Consider the following 23,621-nt stretch of genomic DNA (forward strand, 5'->3'; position numbering starts at 1 on the left):
CTGCGGAAACCGACATCGGTGATCCACTTCACAAGTCACCCGGCCGCCACCAGGCGGAAACAACGCTGAGGAAGTATCTGGAACTGATCCAGATACCGGCCTTCGTGCCGCTGCCAAGGAGGACCTGTGCTCACTGTCGGTGACCGCTTCCCCGAGTACGAACTCACCGCCTGCGTGTCGCTGGACGCCGACAAGGCGTTCGAGACCATCAACCACAAGTCCCACGAGGGCAAGTGGCGGGTCGTCTTCTTCTGGCCGAAGGACTTCACCTTCGTCTGCCCGACCGAGATCGCCGAGTTCGGCCGGCTGAACGAGGAGTTCGCCGACCGGGACGCCCAGGTCCTCGGCGTGTCGGTGGACAACGAGTTCGTCCACTACGCGTGGCGCAAGGACCACCCGGACCTGCGCGAGCTGCCCTTCCCGATGCTGAGCGACGTCAAGCGCGAGCTGACCGCCGCCTGCGGCGTGCTGGGCGAGGACGGCGTGGCCCAGCGGGCGACCTTCATCGTCGACCCGAACAACGAGATCCAGTTCGTCATGGTGACCGCCGGCTCGGTCGGCCGCAACGTCTCCGAGGTGCTGCGCGTGCTCGACGCCCTGCAGACCGACGAGCTGTGCCCGTGCAACTGGAACAAGGGCGGCGAGACCCTGGACGCGACCAAGCTCCTCGCCGGCGCCGGGGCCTGACCATGGGTCTGGACGCGATCAAGGCGGCTCTGCCCGAGTACGCCAAGGACATCAAGCTCAACCTCGGCTCCACGATCGGCACCTCGACGCTGAAGCCGGAGCAGGCGTGGGGCACCGCCCTGGCCTGCGCCGTCGCGGCGCGCAACCCGGTCGTGCTGCGGGAGATCGCCGACGAGGCGGCCACCCACCTCGGGCCGGAGGCGGTCGAGGCCGCCAAGGGCGCCGCCGCCATCATGGCGATGAACAACGTCTACTACCGGGCCAAGCACCTGATCGGCGACGAGCAGTACCAGTCGATCCCGGCACGGCTGCGGATGCAGATCATCGCCAAGCCGGGCGTGGAGAAGGCCGACTTCGAGCTCTGGTGCCTGGCCGTCTCGGCGATCACCGGCTGCGGGGTGTGCCTGGAGTCGCACGAGAAGACCCTGCGCGGCGCGGGCTTCAGCCGCGAGCAGGTGCACGAGGGGCTGCGCATCGCCGCCGTCGTGCACGCCGCCGCGGTCACCCTCGACGCCCAGGCCGCGCTCGCCTGACGCGTACGCCCCGGTGGGCCGGCGCCGCACGACGGCGCCGGCCCACCGCCGTCTCCGGCGGCCACCGCGTCAGCGCCGTCTCCCCGGCTCCGGGGTCCCGCCGTTTCCGGTGGCGACCGCCCGGGTAGCTCCTCCCAGGACGAGGACACGATCCGGCGAGACGACTGGCGACAGTCGGGGCAGGAGTTGTCAGATGGACAGGCTCGACCCGCACAGCACGCACGGCAGCCCGGATCCGGTGCGCGACGGCGGCCGGGGCGAGTTCGCCGGCGGCGCGCCCGCCGGCTCCTTCGACCCGTGGCGCTACCGCGACACCGCGAGGGTGGCCGACGCCGACCTGGTCGGCTACAAGGTCGAGGCCACCGACGGCAGCATCGGCAAGATCGACAGTGCGAGCCACGAGGTCAACGACAGCTACCTGGTGGTGGATACCGGTCCGTGGGTCTTCGGCCGCCGAGTCATGATCCCGGCCGGCACCGTCAACCACGTCGACCACGACGAGCGCAAGGTCCACGTCGACCGGAGCAAGGACCAGATCAAGGCCGCCCCGGAGTACGACGAGACCGCCGACACCGACCCCACCTACCGGGACCGGCTCGGCGGCTACTACGGCGAGACGTACTCGGCAATCCCGCCCGGCACCGCCCGGTAGTCACCGGCAGCTCGCCCTCGGCACCGCCCGGTGATCGCCGGCGGTTCGCCCCGGCACCGCGCGGTGGTCACCGGCGGTTCGCCCCCGGCACCGCCCGATGGTCACCGGCAGCTCGCCCGGCACCGCGCGGTGGTCACCGGCGGACGACGGTCTCCCGCGTCCCGTGGGAGGCCGTTACCGTGTCAGCGTGGACACCGCCGAGGTCAACCGCAGTCCGTTCGCCACCCTCTTCAACTTCCGCGACGTCGGCGGCCACGTCGGCCACGACGGGCGGGCCGTCCGCCCTGGCCGGCTCTACCGCTCCGACTCCCTGCACCGCCTCGACGGCGCCGACCGCGAGGCGTTCGCCGCCCTCGGCGTACGCACGGTCATCGACCTGCGCCGCCCGCACGAGGTGGAGCGTGACGGCCGGGTCCCCCACTTCGACGGCCTGACCTGGCACCACGTCCACCCCGAGCACGCGGAGTGGGGCGAGACCCCCTACCGGCCGGGCAGCGACCAGGCCCGCTACCTCGCCGACCGGTACGCCGACCTCGCCGCGACCGGCACCGCCGGGCTGGCGAGGGCCGTCGGGCTGATCGCCGAGGCCGCCAACGCTCCCGTGGTGGTGCACTGCGTCGTCGGCAAGGACCGGACTGGCCTCGTCTGCGGGCTCACCCTCGCGGCCCTCGGCGTCGCAGACGACGACATCGCCGCCGACTACGCGCTGAGCACGGCGGCCGGCGAGCGGTTCCACGCCTGGTACGCGGCCTACACCCAGCGGACGGGGCAGAGCCTCCCGCCGCTGACCTGCCCCGCCGAGGCCATGACGCTCTTCCTCGCCGAGCTGCGGGTAGCCCATGGCTCCGTCGAGGGCTACCTCCGCCACGCCGGCGTCACCGAGGCCCAACTAGCCGCCCTCCGCACCCACCTCCTGACCTGACCCCGCCCCACCCGGCACCGCCCCACCCTGGGCGGGGCGGTGAGGCGGGGCGGCGCGGGAGGGCGAGGCGGTCGTGGGGTAGGTAGCGCGGGGTGGTGACGGGCGTCAGGTGGGGCCGCCCCCGCGGCCGGGGAGGGCGCGGGGGCGGGCAGTGGTGCGGGGGCGCGGGTCAGAGGATGCGACGGACCCAGCCGTGCGGGTCGGCGGCGCCGCCCCGCTGGAGGTCGACGAGCTGCTGCCGCAGGGCCATGGTGACCCGGCCGGGCTCGCCGCCGCCGATCAGGAAGCCGCCGTCGGGGAAGCGCACCTCCCCGATCGGGGTGATCACGGCGGCGGTGCCGCAGGCGAACACCTCCCGGAGCCGCCCGCTCGCCGCGTCGGCCTGCCAGTCGGCGAAGCTCACCGGCCGCTCCTCGATCCGGTGCCCCGCGCCGGCGGCCAGGGTGAGCACCGACTCCCGGGTGATGCCGGGCAGGATCGTGCCGGTCAGCGGCGGGGTGACCACGGTGCCGTCGTCGTAGACGAAGAACACGTTCATGCCGCCCAGCTCGTCGACGAAGCGCCGCTCCACCGCGTCCAGGAAGACCACCTGGTCGCAGCCGTGCTCGATCGCCTCGGCCTGGGCCACCAGCGAGCTGGCGTAGTTGCCGCCGCACTTCGCCGCGCCGGTGCCGCCCGGGGCGGCCCGGGTGTAGTCCGGCGTGACCCAGACGGTGACCGGCTTGACCCCGCCCGGGAAGTACGCGCCGACGGGCGAGGCGATCACCACGTAGAGGTATTCGTTGGCCGGCCGGACGCCGAGGAACACCTCGCTGGCGAACATGAACGGACGCAGGTAGAGGCTGCCGTCCTCGCCCGCGGGGATCCAGTCCCGGTCGATCTCGACGAGCCGGCGCAGCGAGTCGACGAACGCCTCCTCGGGCAGCGGCGGCATCGCCATGCGCCGGGCGGAGGCGGCGAAGCGGGCGGCGTTGGCCTCCGGGCGGAACATGGTGACCCCGCCGTCGGCCGTCCGGTACGCCTTCAGGCCCTCGAAGATCTCCTGCGCGTAGTGCAGCACCGCGGCGGCCGGGTCCATCGGGATGGGCGCGCGGGCCTCGACCCGGGCGTCGTACCAGCCCTTGCCGTCGGCGTAGCGGATGGTGACCATGTGGTCGGTGAAGACCCGGCCGAACCCGGGGTTGGCCAGCAGGGCGGCCCGGTCGGCGACGGATACCGGCGCGGGATTCGGACGGATCTCGAAGTCGAGCTTGTCACCACCGCTCATCGCGCTGACCTCCCTGCGGAACGAACGGCACACGGGTCCGCATGCCGAGAAATGTGGTGCGAGAAACTTACCCCGAACGGTCGTTCAGCCGGTAGCGCCGTCCGGGCGCTGCCGCGCCGCCGCACGGACGCCCCGCCGGCGCGTGGTGGGGCGCGGCGGGCGCAGACCGGCGACCGGACGGGGCGACGCGGTGGACGGAGACCGGCGGCCCGGGCGGGACGGCCGGGGTCAGGAAGCGGCGAGCGCGGCCAGCCGGTCGCCGACCTCCTCGGTGCGCAGCGGTACGCCCGCGCTCCGGGCGGCCAGCTCCGCGCCGACCGCGGCGGTGACCCGGGCGGCGGCGTCGGCGTGGCCGAGCTGGTCGAGCAGCAGCGCGGCGGAGAGCACGGCCGCCACCGGGTCGGCCACGCCGCGCCCGGCGATGTCCGGCGCGGAGCCGTGCACCGGCTCGAACATCGAGGGGTACGCCCCCTCGGGGTTGATGCTGCCGCTGGCCGCCAGCCCGATCCCGCCGGTGACGGCGGCGGCGATGTCGGTGAGGATGTCGCCGAACAGGTTGTCGGTGACCACCACGTCGTAGCGCTGGGGCTGGGTCACGAGGAACATCGCGGCGGCGTCGACGTGCTGGTATTCCGTGGTCACGTCGGGGTGCTCGGCGGCGACGGCCTCGAACGCGCGCGCCCAGAGCGAGCCGGCGTGGGTGAGCACGTTGGTCTTGTGCACGAGGGTGACCTTGCGCCGCTCCCGGCGGGCGGCGCGGGCGAAGGCGTCGCGGATCACCCGCTCCACGCCGTGCCGGGTGTTCAGGCTCTCCTCGGTGGCGACCTCGGCGGGGGTGCCCCGGTGCAGCGCGCCGCCGGCGCCGGCGTAGAGGCCCTCGGTGCCCTCGCGGACCACCACGAGGTCGACCTCGCCCGGCTTGACGGTGGCCAGCGGCCCTGCGACGCCGGGCCAGAGCCGCGACGGGCGCAGGTTGACGTACTGGTCGAAGGCGAACCGAAGCTTCAGCAGCAGACCCCGCTCCAGCACGCCCGGCGGCACGGTCGGGTCGCCGACGGCGCCGAGCAGGATGGCGTCGTGCCCGGCCAGCTCGGCCAGCACCGAGTCGGGCAGCACCTCGCCGGTGCGGTGCCAGCGGGCCGCGCCGAGGTCGTACTCGGTGGCCTCCACGCCGGGGAGCACGGCGTCGATGACCTTGCGGGCCTGCGCGACCACCTCGGGTCCGATCCCGTCCCCGGCCACCACCGCGATCCGTGCCACGTCCTGCGCTCCTTCGACTCGCCGTTTGGTCCGACCGTACGCCGCCGTCCCGCGTCCCGGTACGAAGCTTCCAGAATGCGGGAAATGCGGATGCACAGGGAGCTCTCAGGTGACATTCATGGTCAGGTCATCTCCGCTGCCTAGCGTGGTGACGAGTCGGGTCACGGGGGCCCGCGACGGTACCGCGACGACGCGGCGCCGGCAGCGAGGGAGCACTGTCATCATGCGGATCGACCAGCAGCCACGCACCCGCTGGGTGGACCAGTCGGCCTTCCAGCCGCGCCGGCCGGACCTGCGCCTCGGCTCCCGCAGCCACCGGGTCGACCGGCTCGGCGCCGCCACCGGCGACCGGATCGCCGTGCAGCACACCGTCCGGACCACGACGGCGGAATACTCGCTGCTGCTCAACGCCCCCGAGTGGCTGGGCCGCCGGGGCGTCGGGGAGGCCCTGCGGGACGCGGTCGCGGAGCTGCGGGCCATCGACCTCACCTACGGCCCCACCCGGCCGGAGAGCCTCGTCTCCCGGCTGCGCCGGGGCGAGATCAGCCCCGAGTCGTACCCGCCGCTGGCCGACCTCGTCGACCGATGCGCGGCGATGCGGGCGGCCACCGACGGCTGGTTCGACGCCTGGGCGGTGCCCGGCGGCTTCGACCCGGGCGGCCTGCTCGGCGGGTGGGCGGTGGAGCGGGCCGCCGCCCGGCTGCGCGCCGCCGGCATCCACGACTACGCCGTGCTCAGCGGTGCCGACCTGGTCGTACGCGGGCACGCGGCGCACGGCGGCCCGTGGCGGGTGGCGGTGCACCACCCGACGGACCGGCACCGCGCGCCGCTGGTGCTGGAGATGACGGCGGGCGCGGTCGGCACCTCGGGGGTGAGCGGCCGGCGGGGGCACGTGGTCGACCCGCACACGGGCGAGCCGGCCGACCAACTGGTCGCCGCGACGGTCGTCGGCCCCGACCTCGCCGTCGCCGACGCCTACGCCACCGCGCTCTACGCCGCCGGGCCGGCCGGGCTGGCCTGGTTCCGCAACGGGTCGGACTACCGCGCGCTCTTCGCCCACCGCCGCTGAGGCTGGCCCCGGCAGCGGGTCAGCCGCTCGTGGGCCGGGCTGGTCGGCCCGCCCCACCCCGGCCGTCGGCGACGGCGGGCACACGCGGGAGGCGACGGGCATGGGCGGGCTGGTCGGCCCGCCCCACCCCGGCCGTCGGCGACGGCGGGCACACGCGGGAGGCGACGGGCATGGGCCGGCTGGTCGGCCCGCCCCACACCCCGACGTCGGCGACGACGGGCACGCGCGGGAGGCGACGGGCAGCGGGGAAGGCGATCGGCCCCCACGGTCTCGGCAACGACCGTGGGGGCCGGTCAGCGACGAGTGCGCGTGGCTCGCGCAATCGAGGGGTGCGGGCCGGTCGGCCGGACGTCGACCTCGCCACCCGAAGACGGGCCCACGCCGCGAGCTCGGCCAGTGACCGCACCGGTACGCTAGCGAATCGACGCAACTCGACGCAAGGGTCTCCACAGCGGACTCTCGCGGCGTCGATCGCGCCGGTCGGCGGGGCGATTTCGACAGTGAGAGCGGCGGATGGCACGCTGTCCGCCGTGAGTTTCGATCTGAGCGTGTGGGCCCTGGCGGACGGGGCGACACCCGAGGACGTGCGGGCGGCAGTGGGCCGTTGCCGGCAGGGGCAGCACGTCGAGCGCCACCCGGACCCGCGGGTCGTGGCGTTCTACCGGGCGATCACCACCAGGTACCCGGACCGCCCGGCCGGGCGGGACACCCCGTGGGCGGTGGCGCCGCTGCACGCGGCGAGCGACCACGTCGAGTTGAACCTGCACCCGACCTGCGCGGACGAGGTGCTGCTCGACATCGAGCGGTTGGCCGGCGAGCACGACCTCATGCTCTTCGACGCCCAGGACGGCTCGGTCTACCCGCCGCCGGCCCGGCTGACCGGCTGACGCCACCCGCGTACGACGAAGGGGCCCGGCGGATCGCCGGGCCCCCGCTGTCGTGCGCTCAGGTCACTCGTCGCGCAGGTCGGCGGCGCTGGCCGCCACCGCGCCGATCGAGTCCGCGGCGGAGGTGAGCAGGTCCGCGCCGAGCGCCTGGTCGACCGTGAGGGTCATCAGCGTCTCGCCGCCGGCCTCCCGGCGGGCCACCTGCATCGCCGCGATGTTGATCCCGGCCTCGCCGAGCAGCGTGCCGACGGTGCCCACGACGCCGGGGCGGTCGGCGTAACGCAGGAAGACGAGGATGCCCTCCGCGCCGATCTCCACGTCGAAGCCGTCCACCTCGGTCAGCTTGATGACGTCCCGCGCCCCCGCCTGCGTCACCGTGCCCGAGACGCTGACCGTACGACCGTCGGGCAGCGCGCCGCGGACAGTGACCAGGTTGGGGTGGTCGACCGTCTCGGCCTGGGTGGCGAGGGTGACCTCGACGCCGCGCTCGGCAGCCAGGTGCGGGGCGTTGACGTAGGTGACCTGCTCCTCGACCACGGAGCTGAACAGCCCCTTGGTGGCGGCGAGCTTGAGCACCGACACGTCGTGGTTGACGATCTCACCGCGCACCTCGACGGTGACGCTGGCGGCGACCCCGCCCGCGACGGCGGTGAAGGCCCGGCCGAGCTTCTCGGCCAGCGGCAGCAGCGGCCGCACGTCCTCGGCGACGACCCCGCCGGCCTGCACGTTCACCGCGTCCGGCACGAACTCGCCCTGGAGCGCCAGCTTGACGCTCTTGGCTACGGCCAGGCCGGCCTTGTCCTGCGCCTCGGCGGTGGAGGCGCCCAGGTGCGGGGTGGCCACCACGTTGTCGAAGGCGAACAGCGGCGAGGAGGTGCACGGCTCCTTGGCGTAGACGTCCACGCCCGCGCCGGCGACCCGGCCCTCGGCGATCGCGTCGGCCAGGGCCTGCTCGTCGACCAGCCCGCCCCGGGCGGCGTTGACGATCCGGACGCCCGGCTTGACGACGGCCAGCTCCTTCTCACCGATCAGGCCGACGGTCTCCGGGGTCTTCGGCAGGTGGATCGAGATGAAGTCGCTCTCGCGCAGCAGCTCCTCCAGGCCGACCAGGCGGACGCCGAGCTGGGCCGCGCGGGCCGGCTGGATGTAGGGGTCGTACGCGATCAGCCGGGTGCCGAAGGCGGCGATCCGCTGCGCGAAGAGCACGCCGATGCGGCCGAGGCCGACCACGCCCACGGTCTTGCCCTGGATCTCCACGCCGGTGTACTTCGACCGCTTCCACTCCCCCGCCTTCAGCGCGGCGCTGGCGCTGGCGGTGTTCCGGGCCACGGCGAGCAGCAGCGCGAGGGCCTGCTCGGCGGCGGACACGATGTTGGAGGTGGGGGCGTTGACGACCATGACGCCCCGCGCGGTGGCGGCCGGCACCTCGACGTTGTCCAGGCCCACGCCCGCCCGGGCGACGACCTTCAGCCGCGGCGCGGCGGCGATCGCCTCGGCGTCGATCTGGGTGGCGCTGCGCACGATGACGGCGTCGGCCTCGGAGAGCGCCGAGAGCAGGGCCGGACGGTCGGTGCCGTCGACGTGGCGCACGTCGAAGTCGTGGGCCAGCACCTCGATGGCGGCGGGGGCGAGTTCTTCGGCGATCAGTACGACAGGAGTCATTGGTCCTCTAGGTGTCGTCAGAGCGGTGGGCCGGGCTGCGGGACGCCGCGCTGCGCCCCGCGCTGATCCGTGCCATGGCCGTCAGGTGCCGGCTACGCACCTACCCGCGATCGTAGGGGGCGGCCCGGTCGGCGTGTCCCGGAGCGTGGGGTGAGTGCCCTCACAACCGGTGTCGACGCGCCGGTGAACGGCGGATCGCGGCGGGACGCGCCGCGGATCCCGCGCGGGGCGGGCGAGCGGCGGATCAGGGCGGCGGATCAGGGCGGCGTCCGGCGCGCTGATCAGCGTGGTCGCCCCGCCGCGCGGCGGTGGCGCACGGCGGTGGCGCACGGCGGTGGCGCACGGCGGTGGCGCACGGCGGTGGCGCGCGGCGGTGGCGCACGGCGGTGGCCGATGGGAGGCGGCCCGGGCCGGGCGCCGGGGAGAGCGCCGGGCCCGGGCCGCCGGTGTGCGGTCAGGCGGTCTCGGTGATCGGGCGATCGACCCAGCTCATCATGCCGCGCAGCTTCCGGCCGGTCTCCTCGATCGGGTGCGCCGCGCCCTCGGCCTGCCACTTGCTGAAGTTCGGCCGGCCCGCCTCGTCCTCGGCCACCCACTCCCGGGCGAACTCGCCGGACCGGATCTCGCCCAGGATCTTGCGCATCTCCTCCTTGACCCGGGCGTCGATTACGCGCGGCCCACGGGAGAGGTCGCCGTACTCGGCCGTGTCCGAGATGCTGTAGCGCATCTTGGCGATGCCGCCCTCGTACATGAGGTCGACGATCAGCTTCAGCTCGTGCAGGCACTCGAAGTACGCCACCTCCGGGGCGTAGCCCGCCTCGGTGAGCACCTCGAAGCCGGTCTGCACGAGCGCCGCCGCGCCGCCGCAGAGCACCGCCTGCTCGCCGAAGAGGTCGGTCTCCGTCTCCTCGGTGAAGGTCGTCCGGATCGCGCCGGCCCGGGTGCCGCCGATGCCCTTGGCGTACGACAGGGCCAGGGCGAGCGCGTTGCCGCTGGCGTCCTGCTCGACGGCGACCAGGCAGGGCACGCCCTTGCCGTCGGCGTACTGGCGGCGGACCAGGTGACCGGGGCCCTTCGGGGCGACCATCGCCACGTCGACCTCGGCGGGCGGCTTGATCAGGCCGTAGCGGATGTTGAAGCCGTGGCCGAAGAAGAGCGCCTTGCCCGGGGCCAGGTTCGGCGCGATCGACTCGGCGTAGAGGCGGCGCTGGGCGGTGTCCGGCGCCAGGATCATGATGACGTCGGCCTCGGCCGCCGCCTCCGCCGGCGTCACCACCCGCAGGCCCTGCTCCTCCGCCTTCGCCCGGCTCTTGGAGCCCTCCGGCAGACCGATCACCACGTCGACGCCGGAGTCGCGCAGCGACAGCGCGTGGGCGTGGCCCTGGCTGCCGTAGCCGACCACCGCCACCTTGCGGCCCTGGATGAGGCCCAGGTCGGCGTCGTCGTCGTAGTACACCTCAACGCTCATGATTTCCCTTTCGTACGGCGGTCCGGGCGGCCCGTCGTGGATCTGTGCGGTGTCGGTTCTCCGCGGCGCGGCGGCGCCGGCGTCGTCGGGGTTCAGGCGGCCCGGAGAGCGGGACCGGCGGTGATGGAACGCGAGCCGCGCCCGATCGCCACCAGCCCGGACTGGACCATCTCCTTGATTCCGAAGGGTTCGAGGTCGCGCAGCAGCGCGTCGAGCTTGTCCGGAGTGCCGGTGGCCTCGATGGTCAGCGTGTCCGGGGCCACGTCGACCACCCGGGCCCGGAACAGACCGACCGTCTCCAGGACCTGGGCCCGGGCCGCGCGGTCGGCGCGCACCTTGACCAGAAGCAGTTCCCGGGCGACCGAGACCTGCGGGTCCAGCTCGACGATCTTGAGCACGTTGACCAGCTTGTTGAGCTGCTTCGTCACCTGCTCCAGCGGGGACGACTCCGCGTTGACCACGATCGTGATCCGGGAGACGTCCGGGTTCTCGGTCTCGCCGACGGCGAGGCTGTCGATGTTGAAGCCGCGCCGGGAGAACAGCCCGGAGACCCGGGCCAGGACGCCCGGCTTGTTCTCCACCAGCACGGACAGGGTGTGCATCGTCATGGGAGTGCCTTCCTCGTCATGCCCTCGTGGCCCTCGCTCCGCTCGGTGCGTGCGGTCATGACTACAGCTCGTCCTCGTCGAAGGCGGGGCGGACACCCCGGGCGAACATGATCTCGTCGTTGCTGGTGCCGGCGGCGACCATCGGCCACACCATGGCGTCCTTGCCGACCACGAAGTCGATGACCACCGGGGCGTCGTCGATGGCCATCGCGGCCTCGATGGTCTTGTCGACGTCCTCGGCGTTCTCGCAGCGCAGGCCGATGCAGCCGAGCGCCTCGGCGAGCTTGACGAAGTCGGGGATGCGGTGCTTGTGGGTGCCGAGGTCGGTGTTGGAGTAGCGCTCCCCGTAGAACAGGGTCTGCCACTGCCGCACCATGCCCAGATTGCCGTTGTTGATGACGGCGATCTTGACGGGGATGCCCTCCAGCGCGCAGGTGGCCAGCTCCTGGTTGGTCATCTGGAAGCAGCCGTCGCCGTCGACCGCCCACACCACCGTGTCGGGCTTGCCGACCTTGGCGCCCATCGCCGCCGGCACGGCGTAGCCCATCGTGCCGAGGCCGCCGGAGTTGAGCCAGGTGTACGGCTTCTCGTACGAGATGAACTGGGAGGCCCACATCTGGTGCTGGCCGACACCGGCGACGTAGATCGCGTCCGGACCGGCGATCTCGCCGAGCCGCTTGATCACGTACTGCGGGGAGAGGGTGCCGTCGGCCGGCTCCTCGTAGCCCAGCGGGTAGCGCCTGCGCAGGTCGTCGAGCTGGGTCCACCAGTCGGCGGTGTCGGCGCGGTGACCGGCCGACTGCTCGTTCGTCACCGCCGCGATCAGCTCGTCGATGACGTGCCGGGCGTCGCCGACGATCGGGACGTCGGCGTGCCGGTTCTTCCCGATCTCGGCCGGATCGATGTCGGCGTGCACCACCGTCGCGTCCGGGGCGAAGGAGTCGAGCTTGCCGGTGACCCGGTCGTCGAAGCGCGCGCCCAGCGCCACGATCAGGTCGGCCTTCTGCAGGCCGTAGACCGCGGCGACCGTGCCGTGCATGCCGGGCATGCCCAGGTGCTGCGGGTGCGAGTCGGGGAACGCCCCGAGCGCCATCAGCGTGGTGACCACGGGGATGCCGGTCAGCTCGGCCAGCCGCCGCAGCCCCTCGGTGGCGCCGGCCTTGAGCACGCCGCCGCCGACGTAGAGCACCGGGCGGCGGGCGGAGGTCATCAGCCGCGCCGCCTCGCGGATCTGCTTGCCGTGCGGGTGCAGGGTCGGGCGGTAGCCGGGCAGGTCCAGCGTCGGCGGCCAGGTGAAGGTGGTCGGCGCCTGGAGGACGTCCTTGGGGATGTCGACCAGGACCGGGCCGGGCCGGCCGGTGGCCGCCAGGTGGAACGCCTCGGCCAGCACCCGCGGGATCTCCTCGGCCTCCTGCACGAGGAAGTTGTGCTTGGTGATGGGCAGCGTGATGCCCTGGATGTCCGCCTCCTGGAAGGCGTCCGTGCCGATCGAGGGCCGCGCGACCTGCCCGGTGATCGCCACGATCGGCACCGAGTCCATGTACGCGTCGGCGATCGGGGTGACCAGGTTGGTCGCGCCGGGGCCGGAGGTGGCCATGCAGACCCCGACCCGGCCGGTCGCCTGGGCGTAGCCGGTGGCGGCGTGCCCGGCGCCCTGCTCGTGGCGGACCAGGATGTGCCGGACGGTGGAGTCGTAGAGCGGGTCGTACGCCGGCAGGATCGCGCCACCCGGGATGCCGAAGACGACGTCGACGCCGAGCGCCTCGAGGGACCGCACGAGCGAACCGGCGCCGGAGACCTGGGCCGGAGCGGGTGTGCGTACCCCCGGGACGGCCGGGTTGGCCGCGGCGCGGGCGGTGCCGGCGTGGTCGGTGTCGGTCGCCGGCTCGGCGCCCGTACGGGCCCGGCGGGCGGAGTGGGCGAGTGTCTCTGGCGTGGGTCTCGTCATGGCGGTTCAGGCCTTCGGCTGGAGTGGTGGGGCTGTTCGAGCGGTGTGACGCGGGACGCGGGCCCGGCGTCGATTGGTCCGACGGCAACAAAAAAGCCCTCGTGCAGGATGCACGGGGCCGGCGCACTCTCGATGGACGAGAGTGCGCTCAGGTAAGTACTCGCAGCGACCGGTACGACGACATGCGGTCAAGCCTGACGCATCTCACGCGATGAGTCAACTGATCCCACATGTTGGTTGACGGATCGCGGGGATTCACCCGTTCGGGGCGCCTGCGCACCCCGCTCCACCTGCCCGGACTCCGGCTCGGGCGGGCGCGGGGCGGGCACCGTGGGCAGCCGTCGGGGCCGCGCGGCCGGCGCGACGGGCGGGGCGGGGGCGGGGGGTGGCGCCGGGCGGGCGCCGGGCGACGTGGCCGCCTCCAGCATCGCCTCCAGGTGCTCGGCCGGCACGCCCCAGCCGAACAGCGCGCCCTGGCCGAACCGGCAGCCGGCGGCGACCACGGCGGCCAGCTCGGTCGGCGTGGTCACCCCCTCGGCGATGACCTCAAGGCCGAGCTGGTGGCCGAGGCGCATGACGATGTCGACCATCGGCGCGAAGGCGGGGCCGTCCCGGTCGACCGGCCGCACCGGCTCGTGCTCGGCGACCAGGCCGTGGTCGATCTTGAGGATGTCGATCGGCAGGCGCCGCAGCTGCCCGAGCGAGGAGTAGCCGGCGCCGAAGTCGTCCAGCGCGATCCGCACGCCGGTCAGCCGCAGCGCGGTCAGCCGCCGGATCAGCTCGTCCAGGTCGGTCGCCACGGCGTGCTCGGTGACCTCCAGCACCAGCCGCTGCGGCGGCACGTGGTGGGCGCGCAGCGCCTCGGCGACCTGGACCACGTATTCCGGGGCGTGCAGCTCGCGCGGGGAGACGTTGACCGAGACCCAGACGTCGTGGCCGTCGGCGAGCCAGCGGGAGAGCTGGTAGCAGGCCTGGTGCAACACCCACGCGCCCAGCTTCGCGATCATCCCGCACTCCTCGGCGAGCGGGATGAACTCGTCGGGGCGGACGTTGCCCAGCTCCGGGTGGCGCCAGCGCAGCAGCGCCTCCGCGCCGACCGGCCGCACGGACGGCAGCGACGCCACCGGCTGGAACACCAGCCGCAGCTCGTCGCGCTCGATCGCCCCGCGCAGCTCGTGTTCGAGGGTGGTGCGCCGGCGCAGCAGCCCGTCGTACGCGGCGTCGTAGCGCTCGATGCGGTTCTTGCCGCGCTGCTTGGCGTAGCGCAACGCCAGGTCGGCGTGGCGCAGCAGCAGCTCCACGTCGGGCTCCCCGCCCCAGCCCGCCAGCCCGATGCTCACCGACAGGAAGACCGCCCCCTCGGGCTGGTCGTAGGCACCGCCGAGCACCCCGAGCAGCCGCTCGGCGACCCGGTCGGCGTCGGCCGGGCGGCCGTGCATCAGCACCGCGAACTCGTCGCCGCCGAGCCGCGCCGCCACGTCGCCCGGGCGCAGGTTGGCGCGCAGCCGCCGGCCCACCTCGGCCAGCACCGCGTCGCCGACGTCGTGCCCGCGCATGTCGTTGACGTTCTTGAAGCCGTCGAGGTCGAGGCCGAGCAGCACGCAGGGCGTGCCGGCCTCGGCGCAGCGGTGCAGCGCCCGCAGCAGCCCTCGCCGGTTGGCCAGCCCGGTCAGCGGGTCGGTGTGCGCCAACTCGCGGAAGTGGGCCTCGCGCTCGGCCAGCCGCCCGGCGTAGCCGCGCACGTCGTGCAGGGTCAGGTACTGCCGGGTCACCAGGGCGAAGCCCTCCACGCTGCCGGCGACGATGCCGAGCGCGTCGAACCGGCCGTCCTGGAGGAGGTGGTACATCGCCGAGGCCGCCATCGCGAACATCGGGACGAACGCGTGGTCGCCGTCGCGACGGATCAGGTCGAGGTCGGCCCGGCCGGCCGGCGACTCCGCGCGGGCGGCCAGCGCCGCGACGAACAGGCCGACGGCGAGCGCCCCCGCCCCGGCCAGCGCCACGCCCGGCCCGGCCTGGCAGAGGCCGGTGGCGACGCCGAGCCCGCCGCAGGTCACCGCGGTGGCCCCGGCGCCGATGCCGGCGAGGAACCGGCGCGGCGGCTCGGCGCGGAACGCCACGATGAGGGCGATCCCGGCGGTCAGGGCCGCGCTGACCGTGGCCAGCAGGATCGGTGGGCAGGCCACGGGGGTGGCGCCGCCCAGCAGCCGGGTCGGCTCGGAGAACAGCACCCACCCGACGAACCAGAACGCGGCGGCCATCACCAGCCCGTCGAGCGCCAGCCGGAGCGTCGCCGCCGCCGAACCCGCCACGCCGGGGAGCCGGAGCAGCCCGGCGGAGAAGAGCAGCCCGCCGGCCGCCGTGCCGACCCCGACGACGGTGGCCCAGCCCGGGCGTCGCTCTGAGGCGTGCGGCTCGTGACCGGCGGCGGAGAGCGCCACGGCGACCCCGACCAGGAGGCTGACGAGCGCGACCGCGGACGCCGCGGCGAGCAGCGCGTACGCCTGCCGGTGCGGCCCGGACCGGCGCCGGGCGTCGACGGCCGACAGCGCGGCGGCCGTCGCCGCGAGCAGGCCGCACAGCACCGCCGCCGCGACCAGGCCCGGGGAGAGATGCACGTCTCAACTGTGCCGGATCGGGACCGGCCGTGGGGGACCGGGTGTGCATCTGTTGGGACACGGCACGCACGCCCGGCGGTCGCCCCCGCGACGGTGCCACACTGGTGGGCATGCCTGAGCTGCGGTCGAAGACCTCCACGCACGGTCGGACGATGGCCGGTGCCCGGGCCCTGTGGCGGGCCACCGGGATGACCGACGACGACTTCGGCAAGCCGATCGTCGCCATCGCCAACAGCTTCACCCAGTTCGTACCCGGCCACGTGCACCTCAAGGACATGGGCGGCCTGGTCGCCGAGGCGGTGGCCGAGGCCGGCGGGGTGGGCCGCGAGTTCAACACGATCGCGGTCGACGACGGCATCGCCATGGGCCACGGCGGGATGCTCTACTCGCTGCCCAGCCGCGAGCTGATCGCCGACGCCGTGGAATACATGGTCAACGCCCACTGCGCGGACGCCCTGGTCTGCATCTCCAACTGCGACAAGATCACCCCGGGCATGCTGCTGGCCGCGCTGCGGCTGAACATCCCGACCGTCTTCGTCTCCGGCGGGCCGATGGAGGCCGGCAAGACGACGGCGATCGAGGGGGTCGTGCACAGCAAGATCGACCTGATCGACGCGATGATCGCCTCCTCCAACGAGGCGGTCACCGACGGCCAGCTCGGCGAGATCGAGCGGTCGGCCTGCCCGACCTGCGGCTCCTGCTCCGGCATGTTCACGGCCAACTCGATGAACTGCCTGACCGAGGCGATCGGCCTGGCGCTGCCGGGCAACGGCTCGACGCTGGCCACCCACGCCGCGCGCCGGTCGCTCTTCGTCGAGGCCGGCCGCACCGCCGTGAAGATCGCCAAGCGGTGGTACGACGGAGACGACGCCTCCGTGCTGCCCCGCGCGATCGCCAACCGGGCCGCGTTCGAGAACGCGGTCGCCCTGGACGTGGCGATGGGCGGTTCGACCAACACGATCCTGCACCTGCTCGCCGCCGCCCGCGAGGCCGAGCTGGACTTCCACGTCGCCGACATCGATGAGATCTCCCGCCGGGTGCCCTGCCTGGCCAAGGTCGCCCCGAACTCCCCGCAGTACCACATGGAGGACGTGCACCGGGCCGGCGGCATCCCGGCCATCCTCGGCGAGCTGGACCGGGCCGGCCTGCTCAACCGTGGCGTGCACGCGGTGCACTCCCCCAGCCTGGAGCGCTGGCTCGCCGACTGGGACGTCCGGGGCGGCTCGGCGACGCCGGAGGCGGTCGAGCTGTTCCACGCCGCCCCGGGCGGGGTGCGCACCACCGAGCCGTTCTCCACCACCAACCGCTGGTCGTCGCTGGACACCGACGCGGCCGGCGGCTGCGTGCGGGACCGCGAGCACGCGTACTCGGCCGACGGCGGGCTGGCCATCCTGCACGGCAACCTGGCCCCGGACGGCTGCGTGGTGAAGACCGCCGGGGTGCCCGAGGAGTGCCTCACCTTCCGCGGCCCCGCCAAGGTCTTCGAGTCCCAGGACGCGGCCGTCGAGGCGATCCTGAACAAGCGGGTCGTCGCCGGCGACGTGGTGGTGATCCGCTACGAGGGGCCGAAGGGCGGCCCCGGCATGCAGGAGATGCTCTACCCGACCTCGTTCCTCAAGGGCCGGGGGCTGGGCCGGGCCTGCGCGCTGCTCACCGACGGGCGTTTCTCCGGCGGCACCTCCGGGCTCTCCATCGGGCACGTCTCCCCCGAGGCGGCCTCCGGCGGGCTGATCGCCCTGGTCCGCGAGGGCGACGAGATCGTCATCGACATCCCGGGCCGCTCGATCGAGCTGAACGTGCCGGAGGACGTGCTCCAGGCCCGCCGGGTCGCCGAGGAGAAGCGCGACAAGCCGTACACGCCGGTGGACCGGCAGCGGCCGGTGTCGGCGGCGCTGCGCGCGTACGCCTCGATGGCAACCTCGGCCAGCGACGGCGCCTACCGCCGCGTGCCGGAGTAGCCGCCCGCGCTCCCCGCCGCGGTGGTGGCCGGGCCGGGCGGGGGGCGAAGGGGTCGTGCGGACGCTTTCGAGCTGAGTCGTTTGCGACATCAGGCGATGGCGGCTGGGCAGGCCGGGCCGGACGGGCCAGGCCGGACGGGCCAGACCGGACGGGCCAGACCGGACGGGCCAGACCGGACGGGCCAGACCGGCCAGGCCAGACCGGCCAGGCCAGACCGGGCCAGGTTTAGGCGGACCGACCAGGCGAGGTCAGGCCGGACGGACCAGGCCGGACGGACCAGGCCGGACCGGGCGGCGGGCGGCGGGCGGCGGGCGGCGGGCGGCGGGCGGCGGTGAATCGTCTACGACATCAGCTCGACAGCGCTCCCGCGCACCTGTCCGGGCAGAACCTGACCGTGGCGCTCGTGTCAGCGCCTTCGAACTCCGACTCCGCTCTGCCTCTGGTCCTTTGGCCGATAGTCAGAGACCGACGGAGCGCAACGCCCCGGCTCCCGCCAGCACCTCGCTGCGGGCGTGGCGGATGGCGGCCGGGGTGTCGGGGAAGACCAGCCCGTCGCGGCGCAGCTGGTCGGCGACGCCGAGGGCGGCCAGCACCTGGTCGTGGTCGGGGTCGATGCCGGAGAGCAGCACGGTGACGCCGCGTTCGGAGAGGCGGTGGATGACGTCGCCGAGCACCTGCGCGCCTGTGGCGTCGAGGGTGGTCACCCGGGACATCCGCAGGATGACCACGCGCACCTCGGCCACGTCGGAGAGGCGGAGCAGGAAGTTGTGCGCGGCCGCGAAGAAGAGCGGGCCGTCCAGCCGGTAGGCCACGATGTGGTCGGCGAGCAGGGCGTGTTCCTCGGCGCTGTGCTCGCCGGGGTCGAGCGGCACCTGCTCCACGCGCGCCGTGCGGGCCACGGCGCGCAGGGCGATCACGATGGCCACGCCCACGCCGACCGCCACGGCGGTGACCAGGTCCAGCGCCACCGTGACCGCGAAGGTGAGCACCAGCACGAGGGCGTCGCCCCGGGTGGCGCGGGCCAGCGCCCAGAGCGACCCTGCCTCGACCATCCGCACGGTGGTGGCCAGCAGGACGCCGGCGAGGGCGGCGAGCGGGATCCGGCCGACCAGCGGGGCGGCGGCCAGGACGATCCCGGCGAGAGCGACGGCGTGGGTGAGCGCCGCCAGCTTGGAGCTCGCGCCGGCGCGCACGTTCACCGCCGTACGGGCGATGGCGGCGGTGGCCGGGATCCCGCCGAACGCCGGGGCGGCGAGGTTGGCCAGCCCCTGCCCGAACAGCTCGCGGTCGGGGTCGTGGCGCTGACCGACCGTCATCCCGTCCGCCACGGTGGCGGAGAGCAGGCTCTCCAGCGCGGCCAGCGCCGCGACGGCGAGGGCGGAGGGCAACAGGACCCCGACGGCGCCGAGGTCGAGGAAGCCGAGCGAGGGCGCGGGCAGGCCGGCGGGCAGCGCGCCGATGCGGGCCAGCTCGACCGGGGCCGTCTCGGCGACCAGGGTGGCGGCGGCCACCCCGAGCAGGGAGAACGGCCAGCCGGGACGCCAGCGCGCACCGAGCAGCATCACGGCCGCGACGCCGAGGGCCATCGCCACCGGGACCGGCCGTGGGTCCGCGACGAACCGGGAGACGGCATCGGCTGCCACGGCCCAGACGCGGTCGCCGTGCGCGTCGGTCACCCCGAGCGCCGCCGGCACCTGTTGCAGGGCGATGACCACCGCGATGCCGGCGGTGAAGCCCTCGATCACCGGCACGGGCAGGTAGTGGACGTAGCGGCCGAGGCGGGCGAGTGCCAGGGCGATCAGCACGAGCCCGGCCATCGCCCCGACCATCAGCACCCCGGTGGGGCCGAACTGTTGGACCACCGGCACCAGCACCACGGTCATCGCCCCGGTGGGCCCGGAGACCTGGAGGTGGGAGCCGCCGAAGACGGCCGCTACCGCGCCGGCCACCACCGCCGTCACCAGCCCGGCCTGCGCGCCGAGCCCGGAGGTGACGCCGAAGGCCAGGGCCAGCGGCAGCGCCACCACCGCCACGGTCAGCCCGGCGAGCAGGTCGCGCCGGGGCGCGCGGCGCACCGCCTGCCAGTCGGCGCGCGGCGGCAGCAGCCCGAGGAAGCGGTCGGCCAGCCCGAGCGTCTGGCTCACCGCCGCTCCCCGGAGGATCGCAGCTCGTCCAGCAGCGCGTCCCGGTCGGTGAGGACCGCGCCGAGGATGCGCCGGCCGGCGGCCAGCAGGTCGGCCACGTCGGGGGTGCTGAGCGCGTACATCACCAGGGCGCCGTCGCGGCTGGAGGTGACCATGCCAGCCCGGCGCAGCACCGCGAGCTGCTGGGACAGGTTCGACGCCTCGACGTCGATCGCCGCCAGCAGGTCGCGGACGGGCTTCGGCCCGTCCTGGAGCAGCTCCAGCACCCGGATCCGCACCGGGTGGCCGAGGGTGCGGAACAGCTCCGCCTTCGCCTGGTAGAGCGGTACCGACACGTCAGCCTCCGTCACGCGACCCACATCCGGTTGCCGACTTTAGCACTTGCGAAAACCTTCAACTAGCGTCGGGCGAGGTACGCGCGGCACCCCGGCCGCGCGAACACCTCAGTCGGCGACGACGTCGTTGACGCAGCGCAGGACGGGGCGGGCGGTCAGGGCCGCCGGGTCCAGCGGGGCTCCGGAGATCACCGTGAAGGTGGCCGACTCCCCCGGCAGCAGGGTGACCAGCGCCTCGTCGACCTCGGCCGCCGGATCGAGGCGGTCCGGGAAGATCGTCACGTCGCGCAGGACCGTCCGGGCGGTGACCCGCACCCGCTGCCCGCCGTCGACGGGCTCGACCACCGCGTCGTAGCGGGCCGGCGGCCAGTGCGCGTCCCGATCCTCGGCGAAGAACCAGAGCGCCCGCTCGGCCGGGTCGCCCGCCTCGGCCACCAGCAGCTCGCGGCGGGCCTCCTCCGGCCGCGCCAGCTCCGCCGGCAGCGCCAGCTCGACCTTGCCGTACGCCGGGACGTCCAGCTCCAGCGTCGCCTTCGCCCGTGGCTCGCCGGCCAGGGTCAGCCGGGTCACCGACGCGGTCGCCCGCCAGGGGCCTGGACCGTCGTTCACCGCGACCAGGGCCAGGCCGCCGCCGCGGGGCTGGACGGTCAACAGCCGGTCGGCGTACGCCCGGCGCAGCGCGTACCACAGGGGCTTGCGGCGGCCGTCGCCGTCCACGGCCGACCACGAGGTCACCGGCCAGCAGTCGTTGAGCTGCCAGACGATCGTGCCCGCGCAGACGTCCCGGTGGGAACGGAAGTGCTCGACGGCGAGCCGGATCGCCCGCGCCTGGTTGAGCTGGGTCAGCCAGTGCCAGTCGTCGAAGTCCCCCGGGGCGGGCAGGTGCGCGTCGAGCCCTCGCCGGAGCTTGGCGTCGCCGTCGATCGCCTTCTGGTGGTGCGCCATCCCGGGCGAGTCGGGCGCGAGCGGCTCGTCGGACAGCGCCCGGCGCAGCGTCGCGTACGCGGGCGGGGCCTGGTAGCCGAACTCGGCGACGAAGCGCGGCACGTACTCGCGGTACTTCGTATAGTCGTCGGTGTTCCAGACGTCCCAGATGTGCGTGGTGCCGTGCGCCGGGTCGTTGGGGTGGATCTCCTCGCTGCCGGACCACGGGCTGCCCGGCCAGTACGGCCGCGTCGGGTCCAGCTCGCCGACGATCCGGGGCAGCAGCTCCAGGTAGTAGCCGCGTCCCCAGGTGCGCCCGGCGAGGGGCTCCTGCCAGTCCCAGTCGTGCCAGCCCCAGATGTTCTCGTTGTTGCCGGTCCAGAGCACCAGCGACGGGTGCGGGGCGAGCCGGACCACCTGCTCGGCGGCCTCGGCGGCCACCTCGGCGCGCAGCGGCTCCTCCTCCGGGTAGGCGGCGCAGGCGAAGAGGAAGTCCTGCTGCACGAGCAGGCCCAGCTCGTCGGCGAGGTCGTAGAAGTCGTCCGACTCGTACCGGCCGCCGCCCCAGACGCGCAGCAGGTTGACGTTCGCGTCGGCGGCCTGCCGGAACCGGTGCGCCAGCCGGTCCCGGGTGATCCGGGTGGGGAACGCGTCGTCGGGGATCCAGTTGACGCCCCGCACGAAGACCGGGGTGTCGTTGACGTGCAGGGCGAACGGAGTGCCGTGCGCGTCGGGGGCGGTGTCGAGGCGTACCGAGCGGAAGCCGATCCGGCGCGACCACGTGTCGAGCGGGTGCGCGTCGGCGTCGTGCAGCGTCACCTCCAGCGGGTGCAGCGGCTGCTCGCCGTACCCCCTGGGCCACCACAGCGCCGGGTGCCGGACGGTGAGGGCCAGCACGGCCGTGCGCTCCCCCGGCGGGATCGTCGCCTCGGCCGCCACGCCGGCGACGCTGGCCCGCACGGTGAGCGGCGCGTCCCCGGCCCGCTCGACCTCGACGTGCAGCTCCACCCGGCCGTCGCCGGCCTCGACGGTCACCAGGGGACGTACGACGGCCAGCCGCGCCGTCGACCAGGCGTGCAGCCCGATCTCCTGCCAGATGCCGGCGGTGACCAGGGTCGGCCCCCAGTCCCAGCCGAAGTTGCAGGCCATCTTGCGGATGAACGGGAACGGCTCCGGGTAGGCGTTCGGGCGGTCCCCGAGCCGGTCCCGCTGCGCCTCGGCGTAGCGGTAGGCGGAGTCGAAGCGTACGGCGAGGGTGTTGGACCCGGCGACCAGCCGCGACCGGACGTCGAAGCGGTGACCGCGGTGCATGTTCTCGGTCCGGCCGACCTCGGCGCCGTTGAGGGTGAGCGTGGCGACGGTGTCGAGGCCGGCGCACACCAGGTCGACCCGGTCGTCACCGCCGGGCTCGTGCGCGAAGGTGGTCTCGTAGACCCAGTCGGTCCGGCCGATCCAGGCCAGGGCCGTCTCGTTGTCGTCGAAGTACGGGTCGGGGATCAGGCCGGCGGCGAGCAGATCGGTGTGCACGCAGCCCGGTACGGTGGCCGGCACCGCGCGCCCGGCGACCTCTGCCGGCACCTGCGGCCCCTCCACCGCCCGCAGGGTCCAGCCCTCGTGCAACGCTTGCCGGGTCACGACTTCACCGCACCTTCCATGATTCCGCGGACGATCTGACGGCCGCCGATGAAGAGCATCACCAGCAGCGGGAGGGTGGCGACCAGGGCACCGGCCAGCACCCGCCGGTACAGCACGTAGTTGCCGCTGGCCAGGTCGGACAGCGCGACCATCGAGGTCGGGTAGTCGGTGCCACCGAGGGTGATCAGCGGCCACTGGAACTCGTTCCAGGTGGCGACGAACGTCAGCAGGCCGAGCACCGCCATGGCGGGCCGGACCGCCGGCACCACCACGCTCCAGAAGATCCGCATGGTGCTCGCGCCGTCCATCCGCGCGGCCTCGACCAGCTCGTCGGGCACCGCGTCGAGGATGAACTGCCGCATGTAGAAGACCCCGAACGCGCTGACCAGGCCGGGCACGATCACCGCGAGGAGGGTGCCGTTCCAGCCGCCCTCGCCGGGCATCCGGCCCATCAGGATGTAGAGCGCCACGACGCCGAGCTGGTTGGGCACCGTCATGGTCAGGACGACCATCACCATCAGCGCGTTGCGCCCCCTGAAGCGCAGCTTGGCGAACGCGAAGCCGGCCAGCGAGCAGAAGAACAGCACCGACGCCGTCACCACGGACGAGACGATCACGCTGTTGCCGAGGGACTGGAGGAAGAAGACGTCCTGCATCGAGAAGACCTCGCGCAGGTTGGTGAGCAGCCGGCCGCCGGGGAGCACCTGCGGCGGGATCTTCGCCAGCGCCTCGTCGGTGTTCGTGGCGATCACGAACATCCAGTAGAGCGGGAACGCCGAGAACGCGATCACGACGCTGAGGAACAGGTAGGTCCAGACGGTGCCGGGCATGTGCTGCGGCGCCCGGCCCGTCAGCGCCGCCCGCCGGGAGTTCGAGGCACTCACCTGTGCCACCTTTCGTTCGCGACTGCGGGGCTCGCAAGCTCACTCCTCGCGCTCACCTGTGCCACCTTTCGTTCGCGACTGCGGGGCTCGCAAGCTCACTCCTCGCGCTCACCTGTGCCACCTTTCGTTCGCGACTGCGGGGCTCGCAAGCTCACTCCT

Annotated in this window: 18 protein-coding genes; 7 read left to right on the forward strand and 11 right to left on the reverse strand. The window is 73.9% G+C overall.

Going from position 1 to position 23,621, the window contains the following annotated elements; translation table 11 throughout:
• Positions 1-126 precede the first annotated feature (126 nt).
• From GA0070606_RS09490 to GA0070606_RS09505, 4 genes are all read left to right on the forward strand, one after another.
• Positions 127-687, forward strand: a complete 561-nt coding sequence (locus GA0070606_RS09490; RefSeq protein WP_091096879.1) for a peroxiredoxin — start codon at positions 127-129, stop codon at positions 685-687.
• A 2-nt stretch (positions 688-689) separates the two neighbouring features.
• Positions 690-1,220 carry an alkylhydroperoxidase, AhpD family gene (gene ahpD / locus GA0070606_RS09495; protein ID WP_091096881.1) on the forward strand — a complete coding sequence of 177 codons (531 nt, stop codon included), beginning with the start codon at positions 690-692 and terminating at the stop codon, positions 1,218-1,220.
• A gap of 193 nt (positions 1,221-1,413) precedes the next feature.
• Positions 1,414-1,872 carry a PRC-barrel domain-containing protein gene (locus tag GA0070606_RS09500; protein WP_091096883.1) on the forward strand — a complete coding sequence of 153 codons (459 nt, stop codon included), beginning with the start codon at positions 1,414-1,416 and terminating at the stop codon, positions 1,870-1,872.
• Positions 1,873-2,059: 187 nt separating this feature from the next.
• Entirely contained in the window at positions 2,060-2,794 is a 735-nt protein-coding gene (locus GA0070606_RS09505; protein ID WP_245724628.1) for a tyrosine-protein phosphatase, read from the forward strand.
• A gap of 169 nt (positions 2,795-2,963) precedes the next feature.
• On the opposite strand, the gene GA0070606_RS09510 is transcribed toward GA0070606_RS09505, so the two are convergent.
• Positions 2,964-4,061, reverse strand: coding sequence for a branched-chain amino acid aminotransferase (locus tag GA0070606_RS09510; protein WP_091096887.1), 1,098 nt, complete (start codon positions 4,059-4,061; stop codon positions 2,964-2,966).
• A gap of 228 nt (positions 4,062-4,289) precedes the next feature.
• On the reverse strand, positions 4,290-5,321 hold the full coding sequence (locus GA0070606_RS09515; protein WP_091096890.1) for a 3-isopropylmalate dehydrogenase: 1,032 nt from the start codon (positions 5,319-5,321) through the stop codon (positions 4,290-4,292).
• A 223-nt stretch (positions 5,322-5,544) separates the two neighbouring features.
• Between GA0070606_RS09515 and GA0070606_RS09520 the strand changes: the two genes are divergently transcribed.
• Positions 5,545-6,390 (forward strand): FAD:protein FMN transferase, encoded by an 846-nt coding sequence (locus GA0070606_RS09520; protein ID WP_091096892.1) that lies wholly within the window; start codon positions 5,545-5,547, stop codon positions 6,388-6,390.
• Positions 6,391-6,920: 530 nt separating this feature from the next.
• On the forward strand, positions 6,921-7,277 hold the full coding sequence (locus GA0070606_RS09525) for a hypothetical protein (protein WP_176737279.1): 357 nt from the start codon (positions 6,921-6,923) through the stop codon (positions 7,275-7,277).
• A gap of 63 nt (positions 7,278-7,340) precedes the next feature.
• Here the strand turns inward: GA0070606_RS09525 and serA are convergent, their stop codons facing one another.
• The 5 genes from serA to GA0070606_RS09550 all read right to left on the reverse strand — a co-directional run bounded on the left by serA (position 7,341) and on the right by GA0070606_RS09550 (position 15,581).
• Positions 7,341-8,939, reverse strand: a complete 1,599-nt coding sequence (serA, locus tag GA0070606_RS09530; protein ID WP_091096896.1) for a phosphoglycerate dehydrogenase — start codon at positions 8,937-8,939, stop codon at positions 7,341-7,343.
• Between the two features lie 454 nt (positions 8,940-9,393).
• On the reverse strand, positions 9,394-10,407 hold the full coding sequence (gene ilvC / locus GA0070606_RS09535) for a ketol-acid reductoisomerase (RefSeq protein WP_091096898.1): 1,014 nt from the start codon (positions 10,405-10,407) through the stop codon (positions 9,394-9,396).
• 92 nt (positions 10,408-10,499) lie between these two features.
• Positions 10,500-11,015 carry an acetolactate synthase small subunit gene (gene ilvN / locus GA0070606_RS09540; protein WP_091096900.1) on the reverse strand — a complete coding sequence of 172 codons (516 nt, stop codon included), beginning with the start codon at positions 11,013-11,015 and terminating at the stop codon, positions 10,500-10,502.
• A gap of 61 nt (positions 11,016-11,076) precedes the next feature.
• Positions 11,077-12,963 carry an acetolactate synthase large subunit gene (locus GA0070606_RS09545; RefSeq protein ID WP_091096902.1) on the reverse strand — a complete coding sequence of 629 codons (1,887 nt, stop codon included), beginning with the start codon at positions 12,961-12,963 and terminating at the stop codon, positions 11,077-11,079.
• A 188-nt stretch (positions 12,964-13,151) separates the two neighbouring features.
• Positions 13,152-15,581 (reverse strand): putative bifunctional diguanylate cyclase/phosphodiesterase, encoded by a 2,430-nt coding sequence (locus GA0070606_RS09550; protein WP_091096904.1) that lies wholly within the window; start codon positions 15,579-15,581, stop codon positions 13,152-13,154.
• Between the two features lie 110 nt (positions 15,582-15,691).
• Between GA0070606_RS09550 and ilvD the strand changes: the two genes are divergently transcribed.
• Positions 15,692-17,539: a dihydroxy-acid dehydratase gene (gene ilvD / locus GA0070606_RS09555; protein ID WP_091107515.1), complete on the forward strand. Its 1,848-nt coding sequence runs from the start codon at positions 15,692-15,694 to the stop codon at positions 17,537-17,539.
• 459 nt (positions 17,540-17,998) lie between these two features.
• Here ilvD and GA0070606_RS09560 read toward each other — a convergent pair whose 3' ends face one another.
• From GA0070606_RS09560 to GA0070606_RS09575, 4 genes are all read right to left on the reverse strand, one after another.
• Positions 17,999-19,684: a SulP family inorganic anion transporter gene (locus tag GA0070606_RS09560; RefSeq protein WP_245724629.1), complete on the reverse strand. Its 1,686-nt coding sequence runs from the start codon at positions 19,682-19,684 to the stop codon at positions 17,999-18,001.
• Positions 19,681-20,019: an ArsR/SmtB family transcription factor gene (locus GA0070606_RS09565; protein WP_091107517.1), complete on the reverse strand. Its 339-nt coding sequence runs from the start codon at positions 20,017-20,019 to the stop codon at positions 19,681-19,683. Before GA0070606_RS09565 ends, GA0070606_RS09560 begins: the two co-directional genes overlap by 4 nt.
• A gap of 108 nt (positions 20,020-20,127) precedes the next feature.
• Positions 20,128-22,578: a glycoside hydrolase family 2 protein gene (locus GA0070606_RS09570; RefSeq protein ID WP_091096908.1), complete on the reverse strand. Its 2,451-nt coding sequence runs from the start codon at positions 22,576-22,578 to the stop codon at positions 20,128-20,130.
• On the reverse strand, positions 22,575-23,408 hold the full coding sequence (locus GA0070606_RS09575; protein ID WP_091107519.1) for a carbohydrate ABC transporter permease: 834 nt from the start codon (positions 23,406-23,408) through the stop codon (positions 22,575-22,577). Before GA0070606_RS09575 ends, GA0070606_RS09570 begins: the two co-directional genes overlap by 4 nt.
• Between the last annotated feature and the right edge of the window lie 213 nt (positions 23,409-23,621).

Source organism: Micromonospora citrea (assembly GCF_900090315.1).
Taxonomy (GTDB): Bacteria; Actinomycetota; Actinomycetes; order Mycobacteriales; family Micromonosporaceae; genus Micromonospora; species Micromonospora citrea.

Bases quoted from the DNA above. Each gene is read 5' to 3' on its own strand.
- ahpD (WP_091096881.1), top strand. From the start codon at position 690: ATGGGTCTGGACGCGATCAAGGCGGCTCTGCCCGAGTACGCCAAGGAC.
- GA0070606_RS09500 (WP_091096883.1), top strand. From the start codon at position 1,414: ATGGACAGGCTCGACCCGCACAGCACGCACGGCAGCCCGGATCCGGTG.
- GA0070606_RS09510 (WP_091096887.1), bottom strand. From the start codon at position 4,061: ATGAGCGGTGGTGACAAGCTCGACTTCGAGATCCGTCCGAATCCCGCG.
- GA0070606_RS09520 (WP_091096892.1), top strand. From the start codon at position 5,545: ATGCGGATCGACCAGCAGCCACGCACCCGCTGGGTGGACCAGTCGGCC.
- serA (WP_091096896.1), bottom strand. From the start codon at position 8,939: ATGACTCCTGTCGTACTGATCGCCGAAGAACTCGCCCCCGCCGCCATC.
- ilvC (WP_091096898.1), bottom strand. From the start codon at position 10,407: ATGAGCGTTGAGGTGTACTACGACGACGACGCCGACCTGGGCCTCATC.
- ilvN (WP_091096900.1), bottom strand. From the start codon at position 11,015: ATGACGATGCACACCCTGTCCGTGCTGGTGGAGAACAAGCCGGGCGTC.
- GA0070606_RS09545 (WP_091096902.1), bottom strand. From the start codon at position 12,963: ATGACGAGACCCACGCCAGAGACACTCGCCCACTCCGCCCGCCGGGCC.
- ilvD (WP_091107515.1), top strand. From the start codon at position 15,692: ATGCCTGAGCTGCGGTCGAAGACCTCCACGCACGGTCGGACGATGGCC.
- GA0070606_RS09575 (WP_091107519.1), bottom strand. From the start codon at position 23,408: ATGCCCGGCACCGTCTGGACCTACCTGTTCCTCAGCGTCGTGATCGCG.